General features: G+C 72.7%; 11 protein-coding genes. 5 read left to right on the top strand and 6 right to left on the bottom strand.

The annotated features are described in order from the left end of the window. Positions 1 to 87: 87 nt before the first annotated feature. A complete protein-coding gene (locus FB454_RS32960) occupies positions 88 to 1,707 on the bottom strand; it encodes a cellulose-binding domain-containing protein (protein ID WP_145824177.1) in 1,620 nt (539 codons plus the stop codon). A gap of 339 nt (positions 1,708 to 2,046) precedes the next feature. Here FB454_RS32960 and FB454_RS32955 point away from each other — a divergent pair, with 339 nt between their 5' ends. Further along, on the top strand, positions 2,047 to 2,931 hold the full coding sequence (locus FB454_RS32955) for a hypothetical protein (RefSeq protein ID WP_013285738.1): 885 nt from the start codon (positions 2,047 to 2,049) through the stop codon (positions 2,929 to 2,931). A 51-nt stretch (positions 2,932 to 2,982) separates the two neighbouring features. Here FB454_RS32955 and FB454_RS32950 read toward each other — a convergent pair whose 3' ends face one another. After that, positions 2,983 to 3,453 (bottom strand): hemerythrin domain-containing protein, encoded by a 471-nt coding sequence (locus FB454_RS32950; RefSeq protein ID WP_013285737.1) that lies wholly within the window; start codon positions 3,451 to 3,453, stop codon positions 2,983 to 2,985. Positions 3,454 to 3,687: 234 nt separating this feature from the next. Between FB454_RS32950 and FB454_RS32945 the strand changes: the two genes are divergently transcribed. After that, positions 3,688 to 4,854 (top strand): serine hydrolase domain-containing protein, encoded by a 1,167-nt coding sequence (locus FB454_RS32945; RefSeq protein WP_013285736.1) that lies wholly within the window; start codon positions 3,688 to 3,690, stop codon positions 4,852 to 4,854. Between the two features lie 60 nt (positions 4,855 to 4,914). Here FB454_RS32945 and FB454_RS32940 read toward each other — a convergent pair whose 3' ends face one another. Together FB454_RS32940 and FB454_RS32935 are read right to left on the bottom strand one after the other, a co-directional pair. Then, positions 4,915 to 5,568, bottom strand: coding sequence for a response regulator transcription factor (locus FB454_RS32940; RefSeq protein WP_030268785.1), 654 nt, complete (start codon positions 5,566 to 5,568; stop codon positions 4,915 to 4,917). Beyond that, entirely contained in the window at positions 5,556 to 6,782 is a 1,227-nt protein-coding gene (locus FB454_RS32935; RefSeq protein WP_013285734.1) for a sensor histidine kinase, read from the bottom strand. The genes FB454_RS32940 and FB454_RS32935 overlap by 13 nt, the downstream gene beginning before the upstream one ends. 168 nt (positions 6,783 to 6,950) lie before the next feature. Here FB454_RS32935 and FB454_RS32930 point away from each other — a divergent pair, with 168 nt between their 5' ends. The 3 genes from FB454_RS32930 to FB454_RS32920 all read left to right on the top strand — a co-directional run bounded on the left by FB454_RS32930 (position 6,951) and on the right by FB454_RS32920 (position 11,599). Then, positions 6,951 to 7,163: a hypothetical protein gene (locus FB454_RS32930; RefSeq protein WP_013285733.1), complete on the top strand. Its 213-nt coding sequence runs from the start codon at positions 6,951 to 6,953 to the stop codon at positions 7,161 to 7,163. A gap of 244 nt (positions 7,164 to 7,407) precedes the next feature. Continuing rightward, the gene (locus tag FB454_RS32925; RefSeq protein ID WP_013285732.1) at positions 7,408 to 8,790 is read left to right on the top strand and encodes a glycoside hydrolase family 43 protein; all 1,383 of its coding nucleotides are present in this window, start codon (positions 7,408 to 7,410) and stop codon (positions 8,788 to 8,790) included. A gap of 55 nt (positions 8,791 to 8,845) precedes the next feature. Next, positions 8,846 to 11,599, top strand: coding sequence for a beta-L-arabinofuranosidase domain-containing protein (locus tag FB454_RS32920; RefSeq protein WP_013285731.1), 2,754 nt, complete (start codon positions 8,846 to 8,848; stop codon positions 11,597 to 11,599). A 54-nt stretch (positions 11,600 to 11,653) separates the two neighbouring features. Here the strand turns inward: FB454_RS32920 and FB454_RS32915 are convergent, their stop codons facing one another. Continuing rightward, positions 11,654 to 12,847: a hypothetical protein gene (locus FB454_RS32915; protein WP_013285730.1), complete on the bottom strand. Its 1,194-nt coding sequence runs from the start codon at positions 12,845 to 12,847 to the stop codon at positions 11,654 to 11,656. After that, entirely contained in the window at positions 12,834 to 13,367 is a 534-nt protein-coding gene (locus tag FB454_RS32910; protein WP_030268774.1) for a SigE family RNA polymerase sigma factor, read from the bottom strand. Before FB454_RS32910 ends, FB454_RS32915 begins: the two co-directional genes overlap by 14 nt. Positions 13,368 to 13,433 lie beyond the last annotated feature (66 nt).

Genomic DNA, 13,433 nt, shown 5'->3' with positions numbered 1-13,433 from the left:
CAAGCCGACGAATCCCCTAGAAGACACCCAAGGTCAGTCAGAGGGTGAGTCAGACCGGCCGGGTGACCCGCTCCCACATCATCACTGTCAGAGGGAGACGGGGCGGCCGCCCAGGGTCACCGTGAGGCGGCCGTCGCCGGTGAAGGACCAGGCGAGGGCGCCGGAGTACGTGGAGCAGCGGGAGCCGTTGCTGCCGGACCAGAACTGGTTCGAGCCGTCCACGTTGCCGACCGTCTTGTCGTTGGAGCCGCTGCCGGCGAAGCGGCAGGACGTGTTGTTCCGGAACACCGAGGTGCCGGCGTCGAACGAGAAGTTGCGTTCGGTGTTGTCGATGCTCAGGTTGTTCGAGATCGTCATGGTGCCCGGGTTGCGGTTGTACGTGAACCCGTGCTTGCCGTTGCGGTACGCGATGGTGCGCCGGACGGTGTGGTTCACCGCGATGTCCTCGCCGCCGAGCTTGAAGCCGTTGCGGTCGCCGTTGCCGTTCTGCGTGCCGTTGCTCAGCGTGCCGTTGCTGTACGCGAGCGAGTCCTCGATGGTCACCGTGCCGATCGCGCCGGTGTCGGACTTGGTGTACAGGTCCCACCCGTCGTCGATGTTGTGGTGCGACACCGCGTACCGGAAGACGTTGCCGCCGCCGACGGTGAGCTTGGCCGCGAAGCCGTCGGCGTCCTCGCCGTCGGAGTCGGCGTTGTCGTGCGACTCCACGCTGACCATGAGGTTGTTGGCGGGCCACTGGTCGCGGGGCGTGCTGGAGGCGATCCGGGACAGTTGCAGCCCGGTGTCGCGGTTGAAGCGGGTCACCGTCCGCTCGATGATGTTGTTGCTGCCGCCGACGAAGATGCCGTTGTCACCGGCCCGCTCCACTACGATCCCGCGCACGTGCCAGTACGAGGCGTTCAGCGCGAGCCCTCGGTTGGCCGGGTCCTCGCTCATCGCGGAGAAGTTCAGGATCGGCGTCTCGCCCGGGTAGGCGTACAGGTTCTTGCGGGCGCCCGACGTGCCGTTGTTGCCGGCGGCGACGGTGACCGTCTGGGACAGGTTGTAGGTGCCGCCGCGCAGGTAGATCGTGCCGCCCGCGCCGACGCGGGTGATCGCCGCGGCGATCGTGGTGGGGCTGGCCTGGGTGCCGGCCGCCCCGGCGGTGCCGTTCGGCGCGGCGTAGATCGCGCCGCCGGTCGGCGGCGGCGTGCTGGGGGGTGGCGTGCTCGGGGGCGGGCTGCTGGGCGGCGGCGTACTCGGCGGCGGGGCGCTGGTCGGCGGCGTGCCGGTGGTGGGGGTGACGCCGCCGGTGCAGGTGACACCGTTGACGGCGAACGAGGTCGGGACCGGGTTGCTGCTGTTGTTCCAGGTGCCGTTGAAGCCGAACGACGTGCTCGCGTTGGTGCCCAGGCTGCCGTTGTAGCTGACGTTGGCGGCCCGCACCGAGGCGCCGCTGGCGGTGATCTCGGCGCCCCAGGCCTGGGCGACGGTCTGACCGGCGGCGAACGTCCAGGTGACGGCCCATCCGTTGAGCGGGTCGCCGAGGTTCGTCAGGTTGACGTTGGCGGTGAAGCCGCTGCCCCACTGCGCGGTGACGGCGTAGTCGACGCGGCAGCCGGCGGCCGCCTGCGCGGCGGTCGCGCCGACGGCCAGGCCGGACGCGGCGAGCGCGGCCGTCGCCGCGGCGGACGTCCACAACACCGTACGGCGGTGTCGGTTGATCATGCTGGTCTCCTGCGGGTGGTGGTGCCGTGCCCGCGCCGGCACCGATGCCCTGTCGGTGTCGGGGGCGGGCCTTGATACCCGGACGTCCCACGAACGCTCACGTCTCCCGCGCAGTAAGCGCTTTCAGCGCAGCCTAACGACGGACGTCGATGTGGTCAAACCTCGGTACGCACTGAACGATCTCGACGCGCCGTCCGTATCCACTGCCGACCGGAACATCGGCCGGAACCGCGATGCCGGAGCGGGCACGAGCACGATTCCTCCAGTCGTCACTTCGCACCGTGGAGACGGGGCGGCACCCGCCGCACCGGCCCTCCCGGTCAACCAGAGGAGAGGTGCATGGCCAGGGGTACGCGCAAGACCGCGGTCCTGAAGCTCGGCGGGGTGGGCGCCCTCGCGGCGCTGTTGTTCGCCGGCGGACTGCAACTGGCGTCGGCGGGCGAGAACAACCGCCCGGCCACCACAGCCGCCGCGCAGACCGTGAACTGCCCGACCGTACGCGACAAGCTGCCCGCCGTCCCCGCTGCGGCGTCGGCCCAGGTGGAACGGGAACTGGCCAACCTGGACCAGGAGATCGCCCGGCAGAACGAGCGGCTGGCCCGGCAGGCGGTACGCCCCGAGGGCGGACCGGCGTTCATCGACAACGCCATCCTCGGCCCGCTGCGCAGCAAGCGCGTCGCCGTGCTCGACCGCATCGAGATCGCCTTCAACCGGATCGGCGCGCAGCGACCTAACCTGGACGCGCTGGCGGCCTGCTCGCTCAACGCCCCGGGCGTGCCGAGCGCCGTCAACGGCGGTGCCGGCCAGAACGGTGCCGGCCAGAACGGCAACGGCAACGCCGGCGGGCAGAACGGCAACGCTCAGAACGGCAACGGCAACGCCGGGGGTCAGAACGGCAACGCGGGCGGCCAGAACGGTAACGCCGGCGGCGCGGCGCGGACCGTCAACTGCCCCCGCGTCGTGCTCCCCGCCGTCCCGGCGGCGGCCGCGGGCCAGGTGCAGGCCGAACTGGCCACGCTGGACAAGCAGATCGCCGAGGCCGACGCCCGCCTCGCCCGGCTCGCGGTACGCCCCGAGGGCGGACCGGCGTTCATCGACAACGCCATCCTCGGCCCGCTGCGCAGCAAGCGCGTCGCGGCGCTCGACCGCATCGAGATCGCGTTCAACCGGGTCGGCGCGCAGCGGCCGAACCTGGACGGGTTCGCCACCTGCGGCCTGAACTGACAGGGACCGGTCGCGGCCCGGCGGTGCGCATCCGCCGGGCCGCGACTGCGGTCACAACGGCCCGAACACGTCGCCCGGGTCGGCGTCCAGCGAGAGCGTCTCCAGCACGGTGAGCAGTTGCCGTTCCTCGTACCGGAAGTGCGACTCCATGATCGCCGCCACGCCCTCCAGGTGCCGGGCCAGTTCCCCGGGCGGGGCGTCGCGGGCCACCGCCGCGCTCAGCCCGGTCAGTAGGTACCCGATCATCGAGTGGTCCTGCCGCAGCCGGTCCAGCGTGCCGCGCAGCTCCGGATGCCGCGCTGCGATCGCCGGGAAGAGGCTGTGGTCCTCGCCCTCGTGATGCGCGGTCAGCGCCGCGCAGAACCCGTGGCAGAACAACAGCAGCTCACGTGTCGCCGGGCGGGCCGGCTCGCCGTCGGCGAGCGCCCGCCGGGTCACCGCCAGCGCCTCGCGCAGCCGCTCGTGAACGGCGCGCATCTCGCGGCTCCAGGCCACCAGCCTGGTCTGTTCGCCCTCAGCCATGAGGCGAGGGCGAAGGGACGACGAGTGTCATCGTCGTGCTCCCTTCGATCCGGCGCCTCCATGCCTGACACGGTCTGCCACCGGCACGCGACGCTGGGCGGAGCCTAACCGGCGGCACCGGCGCCATCAAGTAGTGCCAGCGCTACCCCGGTTCGGCAGCTGGCGGTATGGAGCGCGGGGCCCGGTTCTCCGAGGCTTGAGGTCGTACCCGTTCACCTCCGTCGAGGAGTTCCCATGACCCGCCGTACCTTCCCGGTGGCCGTCGGCGCCGCGGCCCTGCTCACCGTCACCGCGCTGGGTGTGCCCGCCGCGTCCGCCACCACCACCGACGCCCGGCGTCCGGCCGCAGACGCCGTCCAGCAGCGACTGGACGGCCTGGTCGCCGAGCACGGCTTCCCCGGGGCGCTGGCCTCCGTACGCCGCGACGGCCGGGTGCGCGACTACACCGCCGGTGTCGGTGACCTGCGCACCGGCGCCGGGATCCCCCGCGACGCCCGGGTGCGCGTCGGCAGCAACACCAAGACGTTCACCGCGGTGGTCGTCCTCCAGCTCGTCGGCGAGGGCCGGATCGACCTGGACGCCAGCGTCGAGCGCTACCTGCCCGGCTTGGTGCGCGCCAACGGCAACGACGGGCGGCGGATCACCGTACGCCAGCTGCTCCAGCAGACCAGCGGCCTGCCCGACTACGACGACGTGGTGTTCGGCAAGGCGCAGGACCTCGTGGACCGGCGCAGCGACTACTTCGACCCGCGCCGGCTGCTGGACGAGGCACTCACCCAGTCGCGGCACTTCCCGCCGGGCGAGAAGTGGGAGTACAGCAACACCAACTTCGTCCTCGCCGGACTGATCGTCGAGCGGGTCACCCAGCGCCCGGTCGGCGAGGAGATCACCCGGCGGATCATCGAGCCGCTGCGGCTGCGCGACACGTACTGGCCGCAGACCGGCGAGCAGGACCTGCCCGGCCGGCTGCCGCGCGGATACGTGGCGGTGGAGCCCGGCGCGCCGTGGGTCGACGTGACCCGGATGGACCCGTCGCTGGGCTGGGCCGCCGGCCAGCTCGTCTCGACGCCGTCGGACCTGCGCACGTTCTTCGAGGCGCTGCTGGCGGGCCGGCTGCTCGAGCCGGCCCAGCAGGCCGCCCTGACGCGTACCGTGCCGGCGCCCGACTTCGAGCCCAGCGGCGTCTGGGAGTACGGCCTGGGCATCGCCCGGCACGAGCTGCCCTGCGGCGGTCACGCCTGGGGGCACGGCGGTGACATCCAGGGCTTCCAGACCCGCAACCTGTCCACCACGGACGGGCGCAGCGCGGTGGTCGCGGTGACCGGGCTGCCGACGAGCATGGAGATGCTGGAGGCGGTCACCAGCACCGTCGACGCGGCCCTTTGCGGCACCCGCCGCTGATCCGCCTCGACACCGCACGCGCGCCGCCTCCCGCGAGGCGGCGCGCGGACGTGCGTGCGTCTACCGCCGGCCGTCGAGATAGCGCAGCACGGCGGTGACCCGGCGGTCGGCGCGGTCGTCAGGCGGCAGGCTCAGCTTCGCGAAGATGCTGCGGATGTGCTTGTGCACCGCGCCGTCGGTGACGAACAGCCGTTCCGCGATCGCGCCGTTGCCCAGCCCCTCGGCCATCAGCGCCAGCACCTCGTGCTCGCGCGGCGACAGCTCGGCCAGCGCGGTGTCCGGCCGCCGGTTGCGGGCGAGCAACTGCCCGACCACCTCGGGGTCGATCACGCTGCCGCCGGCCGCGACGCGGTGCAGCGCGGCGAGGAACTCCTCGACCCGGCCCACCCGCTCCTTGAGCAGGTAGCCGAGCCCGGAGGCGCCGACCGAGAACAGCTCGGTGGCGAACGCCTGCTCGACGTACGCGGACAGGACCAGCACCGCGAGGCCCGGCAGGCGGCGGCGGGCCTCGACCGCGGCGACGATCCCCTCGTCGGTGTGCGTGGGCGGCATCCGCACGTCGACGATCGCCACGTCCGGCCGGTGCTCGTCCACGGCGGCCAGGAACTCCCCCGGCGTGCCGGCGGTGGCCACCACGTCCAGGTCCTCGGCGCGCAGCAGCAGCGCCAGCCCTTCGCGCAGCAGCGCGTCGTCCTCGGCGATCACGATCCGCATGGCAGCTCCACGTGCATCCTCGTCGGTCCTCCCGGTGGACTCGTCAGCGTCATCCGCCCGTCGTACGCCTCGACCCGGCGGCGGATGCCGGTCAGCCCGGAGCCACGCGTCTCGTCGGCGTCCCCGCGCCCGTCGTCGGTGACTGTGACGAGCAGCCGGTTCCCCTCCCGGCGCACGGCGACCTCCACCGCGCTCGCGCCGCTGTGCCGGACCACGTTCGTCAACGCCTCGGCCACCACGAAGTACGCGGTGGCCTCGACCGACGCCGCGCAGCGCACGTCGACGTCCACCGACAGGCGGCACGGCACCGCGCACTCCGCGGCGAGTCCGTCGAGCGCCCCGGCCAGGCCCCGGTCGCCGAGCACCGGCGGCAGGATGCCGCGCACCACCGTACGCAGCTCACCGAGCGCCTGCTCGGCCGCGTTCTGCGCGCGTTCCAGGATCTCGTCGGCGCGGGCCGGGTCACGGCGTACCGCCCGCCGCGCGGCGCCGAGCAGCACGTTCACCGCGACCAGCCGGTTCTGCGTGCCGTCGTGCAGCGAGCGTTCGATCCGGCGCAGCTCCACCGCGTGGGCGTCGAGCGCGGCGGCCCGGGTGGCGGTCAGTTCGGCGACCCGCAGCGACAGGTCGAACCCGGGCGGCGGGGGCAGCAGCCGGCGGCCCGGCCGGGCCTGGATCCGCGCCAGGGCCGGCCCGGTCGCGACCGCGAGCACCAGCCACCCGATGCCGAGCACGCCGACAGTGAGCGCGTCGCCGAGCCCGTCGACGCGCCACCAGCCGATCCCCGGCGCACCGGCGTCCGGCGGCACCAGCCGGTACCACAGCGGGAACGTCATGTCCTGCACGGCGTAGATCGGCAGCGCGAGCGCGATCAGCCCGGCGCCGAAGCCGAGCGTTCCGTGGGTGGCCACCCAGCGCAGTTCCCGCCGGACGACCGGGTCGCGCAGCGCCGGGCGCACCCCGGCCGGCACCGGGCCGGGCGACGGGATCGGCGGCCCCCACCGGGACAGCCGGGCACGCTCGCGGTCGGCCACCGACCGCACCGCCCGCAGCATCCCGGGTACGAGCAGCAGTCCGAACCCGCCGACGCAGGCCGCCGCCACGACGACGGCCCCGAACAGCGCGCCGAGCGCCAGCACGGCAGTGCCGAGCCCGCCGACGAGGTGCTCCAGCGCGTCCACCGCGGCGCGGAACCGCCTGCGTACGTACTCCATCCCCGGCCCACCCCCGGCCGCCACGATAGGTCACCGCTGTCGCCGTCCGTCAGGTCCGGGCGCGGAAAGTACAGCCTGCTGTACCCCGGTCGTCGTGCTGGCGGGATCGTTCCCGGACGGCCGCGCGCCTAGCGTCGAGGTGCAAGGACGTCACCCGAGGAGGCAGCCGTGAACGACCTGGACCGTACCGCCGAGAACACCGCCGCGACGACGCCCGTCACCCGGATGCGCCCGCTGCTCTGGCTGGTGCTCGTCGTCAGCGTGGCGGCGAACGTGACGCTGTCGAGCGTCCTGGGCAACCCGTGGGCCGGTTCGGCCTTCGGCGCGCTGGCGCTCGCGTCCGGCGCGGCGCTGGCAGTGAACCACTACCGCAACCGCTGACCCGCCGCCGTGCGGGCGGCGCCGGGAAGCCGGGCGGGGCGGGCCGGGACGACGATCGGCCCGCCCTGCGGCGTTCGCCCGGCGACCACTCCCCCGGCTGGTACGACTGGTGTCGTCGCGGGAGGTCCGCGGCTGAGCGCGTTAACGTCACCACTCGATTGACAGACGACTATGTGAACGCCAGGCTAGGGGAGATTGTTAGCGCTAACGCGGACGTCATCCCCACCGCAGAGGAGGGCCCCTCGTGCCCCTGACCCGACGCGCGTTCACCCTCGGTGCCCTGTCCACCGCTGCAGCCGCCTCCGGCGCGCTCAGCCTGCCCCGCGGCGCGCTCGCCGCGCCGAACACGGCCTACGCCATGGCCTACTTCACCGAGACGCCGAACGGTCTCGGCGCCGACTACGGCCTGCACCTGGCCGTCAGCCGGGACGGCCTCAACTGGACCCCGCTGAACCAGAACAACCCGGTCGTCACCCCGACCGCCGGGCAACTCGGCCTGCGCGACCCGTTCGTGCTGCGCAGGACCGACGGCACGTTCGTGGTGCTCGCCACCGACCTCAAGGGCACCAACTGGGGGCTGACCAGCCAGTACCTGCACGTGTGGGACTCCACCGACCTGACCGCGTTCACCGGTTACCGGCGCATCCGGATGCACACGCTGGACACCCACACGTGGGCGCCGACCGCGTTCTGGGACGCCGCCCGCGGCCAGTACGCCATCGTCTACTCCGCCAACAACGGCCGGGACGTGCTGTTCGTCAACTACACGAGCGACTTCCGCACCGTCAGCGCACCGCAGGTCTACTTCAGCCCGGGCTTCGGCGTGCTCGACGGCGACGTGGTGGTCGACGGCGGCACCACGTACCTCTACTACAAGAACCTCGACGACGGGTACCTGTACGGCGCCCGGTCCGCCACCGGCGCGCCGAACAGCTTCACCACGTACACCGGCGGGCTGCGGCAGGGCAACGCGATCGAGGCGCCGCTGCTGCTGCGCACGAACGAGGGCGGCTGGCGGCTGTGGGGCGACTCGTTCAGCCCCGTCAACAACGACTACTACGCCTGGTCCACGACCACCATCGCGGGCAACTCGTGGACGCCGCTGAACCAGCGCGACTACACCCCACCGCTGAACTCCAAGCACGGCTCGATGGTCGGCATCAGCGACGCCGAGTACGCCGGGATGGTCAACCGCTGGGGCACGCCGAACTGGGTGCGGCTCAAGTCGTCGAACCTGCCCGACCGCTACGTCCGGCACGCCGACCGGATCGCCCGCGTCGACGCGTACCCGTTCGACCCCTACCAGGACCAGATGTGGCGCATGGTCCCCGGCCTGGCCGACTCCGCCGCCGTCTCGTTCGAGTCGGTCAACTACCCCGGCAACTACCTGCGGCACTACGACTACGCGGTCCGGCTGGACCCGAACGACGGCACCGCCACGTTCCGCGCCGACGCCACCTTCCACCGCACCGCCGGCCTGGCGGACAGCACCTGGTCGTCGTTCCGCTCGCACAACTTCCCCACCCGCTACCTGCGGCACTACGACTACCGGCTGCGCATCGACCCGCTCGGCGCCGGCTCCCCCGCGATCGACAGGCAGGACGCCACGTTCCGGGTCACCGCGTAACCGCCCCCACCACCACCGTCCCCCACCACCACCGTCCCCCGCCACGGAGGCCGCCATGCCCGCTCCCCTGGTGAACCGCCGATTCCTCCTGCGTACGACCGCCGCGACAGCCGTCGCGGCCACCGCCGGCGCCGCCGCCGGGTCCGTCTCCGCAGGCGGTACGGCACACGCCGCGCTGCCACCGGCCCGCCCCGACATCGGCGTGTCCGCGTACGCGTTCGATCCCGGCCAGGTACGGCTGACCGCCGGCCGCTGGCAGGACAACCAGAACCGTACGGTCGCTTACCTGCGCTTCGTCGACGTGAACCGGCTGCTCTACAACTTCCGGGCCAACCACCGCCTGTCCACCGGCGGCGCCGCCGCCAACGGCGGCTGGGACGCGCCCAACTTCCCGTTCCGCACCCACATGCAGGGGCACTTCCTGACCGCCTGGGCACAGGCGTGGGCGGTGCTCGGCGACACCACCTGCCGGGACAAGGCACTCACCATGGTCGCCGAACTGGCCCGCTGCCAGGCCAACAACGGCGCGGCCGGGTTCAGCGCCGGGTACCTGTCCGGCTTCCCGGAGTCCGACTTCACCGCGCTGGAGGCGCGGACGCTCAGCAACGGCAACGTGCCCTACTACTGCATCCACAAGACGCTCGCCGGGCTGCTGGACGTGTGGCGGCTGATCGGCAGCACCCAGGCCCGGGACGTGCTGCTGGCGCTGGCCGGGTGGGTCGACCAGCGCACCGGCCGGCTCACCTCGGCCCAGATGCAGGCCATGCTCGGCACCGAGTTCGGCGGCATGAACGCGGTGCTGACCGACCTCTACCAGCAGACCGGTGACGGGCGGTGGCTGACTGTCGCGCAGCGGTTCGACCACGCCGCCGTGTTCAACCCGCTCGCCGCCAACTCCGACCAGCTCAACGGGCTGCACGCCAACACGCAGGTGCCCAAGTGGATCGGCGCGGCCCGGGAGTACAAGGCCACCGGCGTCACCCGCTACCGGGACATCGCCGCGAACGCGTGGGCCATCACGGTCGGCGCGCACACGTACGCCATCGGCGGCAACAGCCAGGCCGAGCACTTCCGGGCACCCAACGCGATCGCCGGCTACCTGCGCAACGACACGTGCGAGGCCTGCAACACGTACAACATGCTCAAGCTGACCCGGGAACTCTGGCAGCTCGACCCGGACCGGGTCGCGTACGCCGACTTCTACGAGCGCGCGCTGCTCAACCACATGATCGGCCAGCAGAACCCGGCCGACGCGCACGGCCACGTCACGTACTTCACCCCGCTCAACCCGGGCGGGCGCCGCGGTGTCGGCCCGGCGTGGGGCGGCGGCACGTGGAGCACCGACTACAACTCGTTCTGGTGCTGCCAGGGCACCGGGCTGGAGACCAACACGACGCTGGCGGACGCGATCTACTTCCACAACGGCACCACGCTGACCGTCAACCTGTTCGTCCCCTCGGTGCTCACCTGGAGCCAGCGCGGCATCACCGTCACGCAGGCCACCTCGTACCCGGTCGGCGACACCACGACGCTCACCGTCACCGGCTCGGTGGCCGGGTCGTGGACGATGCGGATCCGGATCCCGGCGTGGACCAGCGGGGCGAGCGTCAGCGTCAACGGCGTCGCGGCGGGCATCGCCGCCACGCCGGGCAGCTACGCCGTCCTGACCCGCGCCTGGACCTCCGGCGACACGGTCACGGTCCGGCTGCCGATGCGGGTCACCACTGTGGCGGCCAACGACGACGCCGCTGTGCAGGCCGTCACGTACGGGCCGGTGGTGCTCTCCGGCAACTACGGCAACGCCACGTTGAGCGGCCTGCCGACGCTGGACCCCGCCTCGGTCACCCGTACCGGCGCCGGCAGCCTCGCGTTCACCGCCCGGGCCGACGGCGCCACCGTCAACCTCGGCCCGTTCTACGACGCCCACGGGCACAACTACACGGTCTACTGGCGGGTCGGCGCGGGCGGTGGCGGCGGGGAGGCGAGCTTCCGGCTCGCCAACGCGGCGAGCGGCCTGGTGCTCGGCATCCAGAACATGTCCACAGCCGACGGCGGGCTCGCGCTCCAGTGGGGCGACACCGGCACCGCCGACCACGACTGGCAGCTGGTGGTCGACGGGTCGGCGCTGCGGCTGCGCAACGTCAACAGCGGCAAGGTGCTGGGCGTGGAGAACATGTCCACGGCTGACAACGCCCGGATCCTCCAGTGGGCGGACAACGGGACCGCCGACCACCTCTGGACCGTCGTCGACGTGGGCGACGGCAGCCACAAGCTGCGCAACGTGCACACCGGCAAGCTGCTCGGCATCTCCGGCGGTTCGACCGCCCAGGGCGCGTTCGCCGTGCAGGACCCGGACAACGGCAGCCTGGACAACCAGTGGCGGTTCCTGCCCAACGGGGCGCGGCGGATCCAGAACCTCGGCAGCGGGCTGGTGCTCGGCGTGCAGAACATGTCCACCGCCGACGGCGGGCTGGTCGTCCAGTGGGGCGACACCGGCACCGCCGACCACCTCTGGACCGCGCTCGTGGACACCGGCGGCTACCTGCGGCTGCGCAACGGCAACAGCGGCAAGGTGCTGGGCGTCGAGGGCGGCTCGACAGCGGCCGGCGCCCGGATCGTCCAGTGGGCCGACAACGGCACCGCCGACCACAGGTGGCGGCTGCGGCACGGCGGAGGCGGCTGGTTCCGCATCCAGTGCGCGAACGGGGGCCGGGTGCTCGGGCTCAGCGGCGGCTCCGGCGCCCAGGGTGCGCAGGCGGTCCTCGCCGACGACACCGGGGCCGCGCACCAGCGCTGGCGGTTCCTGTAGATCAGGCGGTGACGGTGGGAGCGGTCGGGCCGCTCCCACCGCCGCCGGGATCGGTCAGGGCGTCAGGGCGTCCGGGGCGGGAGTCCAGGTCGACTCGTCCCGCACGTCGTCGGCGACGGTGATCCCCTCGGCGATCCGCAGCAGCTCGGCCTGGGGCAGCCGGCCGCCGACGCCCTCGGAGCTGACCTGGACGACGACAGTGCCGTCGGCGCTCCAGATGTTGCAGAACCCGCCTCCGCGGGCCGCCCCCGGGTAGCACTTCGTCGCACCGGGCTCCGGTGACTGGTTGGAGCTGGTGCTCGGCGTGACGAAGATGTGGAACCCGTCCCTGATCCCGCCCTCGACCGAGTCGAACGGCGCGGTCAGGCCCGAGGTGCGCAGGGGCGGCCTGGTGTACGTCGCGCCGCCGTAGTCACCGGCGCGGGCGGTGGCGATGCCGCTCAGGCCGGGCATGGCGTGCGTGCCCACCTGGAGCGGCACGTAACCCCGCGGCAGGTAGCCCACCGTGAACGGCAGCGGCGCCGGCGTCGGCCCGGCCGGCTTCAGGCCCGCGACCAGGCCGCTCAGGTCCGCGAAGCTCGGCGTCGCCGCGTCGCCGGAGATCGACGTGACGGCCGCCCAGGCGTTGTGGGCGTACTCCCAGGCGAACAGCTTGTTGCCCGGATCCACCGGGTTGCGCGGGTCGAGGCCGAACGGCAGCGTCGCCTGCACCGCCCTGCGCCCGGCCACCGTGACGCTCCGACCGTCCTTGACCGCGGCCGGATCGAAGGCGCCGGGCCGGTAGACGGTCAGGTACGCCCACAGAGTCGGCTTCGCCCCGGCGGCCGTCCTCTCCTGCTCGAACGCCTCGGCCTCGTCCTGGCTGACGGGCTTGTCGTTCGAGGTGTGCCGGTCGGAGTAGACGGGGGCGATCTGGTACGCGGTCGACACGACGATCGGGTCCTGCACGTGCAGCGTGCCGGCGTCGTACCCGGTGAAGGTGAAGGTGAACGGCGAGGCGTCCGGCCAGGGGCTGACGCCCGGACGCGGCGCCTCGGACAGCGCCGAGGCGGTGCGCCTCGCGTCCAGGGTCGGCACCGTGATCGCGGCGGCGACCGCCACCGCGACGAGGCCCGCGGCGCCGGCTGTCGCGAACCGGTTCCGGCGGCGCCGCTCGGCGCGCCGCCCGGCCGCGACGATGTCGTCGACGGTACGGCCCATCGGCGGCTCGTCGCCGGTCACGGCGTCCACCAGTTCACGCAACTGCATTTGTCCACTCCTCCATCGGCCTGCCGGTGAGATTGAGGTGTTCGCCGCCGAGGGACTCGCGCAGCTTCGCCAGCCCACGGGAGACCTGGCTCTTGGCCGTGCCGACCGTGCAGTCGAGCACGGCGGCCGTGTCCTCCAGGCTCAGGTCCAGGTAGTGCCGGAGCACCACGGCGGCCCGCTGTCCCGCCGGGACGGCTTCGAGCGCCGCCCGCAGGCGCATCCGCTCGTCAGTCACCGCCGCCGTGTCCCGCACCGCGGCGTCCGGCATGGCGTCGCCGGCCGACCGCTCGCGCCGCCAGGGCCGACGGGTCTCGTCGATCGCGGCCCGGTAGACCATGGTCTTGACGTAGAGATCGGGCCGCTCCAGCTTCCGCCAGCGTGGATAGAGCTTGACCAGCGCGTTTGCCACGGCGTCCTCCGCGGCGTGCCAGTCGCCGCAGGTCATGTACGCCAGCTTGCGCAGGGACGCCATCTGTGACGTCACGAACTCGCGGAACGCTTGCTCGTCTTCGGCTTTCAATCGACTGCCTCCTCGTGACGGAGGTAGAACGGCTACGCCCGCCCGGGAAGTTGCACGGACGGCGGA

Source organism: Micromonospora sp. CNZ297, assembly GCF_007827625.1.
The sequence above is the reverse complement of the archived record's forward strand: the minus strand, read 5'-3'. Positions and strand labels throughout refer to the sequence as shown.

Coding starts and splice junctions, on each gene's coding strand:
- FB454_RS32915 (WP_013285730.1), bottom strand. CDS start 12,847: ATGCAGTTGCGTGAACTGGTGGACGCCGTGACCGGCGACGAGCCGCCG.
- FB454_RS32945 (WP_013285736.1), top strand. CDS start 3,688: ATGACCCGCCGTACCTTCCCGGTGGCCGTCGGCGCCGCGGCCCTGCTC.
- FB454_RS32920 (WP_013285731.1), top strand. CDS start 8,846: ATGCCCGCTCCCCTGGTGAACCGCCGATTCCTCCTGCGTACGACCGCC.
- FB454_RS32935 (WP_013285734.1), bottom strand. CDS start 6,782: ATGGAGTACGTACGCAGGCGGTTCCGCGCCGCGGTGGACGCGCTGGAG.
- FB454_RS32955 (WP_013285738.1), top strand. CDS start 2,047: ATGGCCAGGGGTACGCGCAAGACCGCGGTCCTGAAGCTCGGCGGGGTG.
- FB454_RS32950 (WP_013285737.1), bottom strand. CDS start 3,453: ATGGCTGAGGGCGAACAGACCAGGCTGGTGGCCTGGAGCCGCGAGATG.
- FB454_RS32940 (WP_030268785.1), bottom strand. CDS start 5,568: ATGCGGATCGTGATCGCCGAGGACGACGCGCTGCTGCGCGAAGGGCTG.
- FB454_RS32960 (WP_145824177.1), bottom strand. CDS start 1,707: ATGATCAACCGACACCGCCGTACGGTGTTGTGGACGTCCGCCGCGGCG.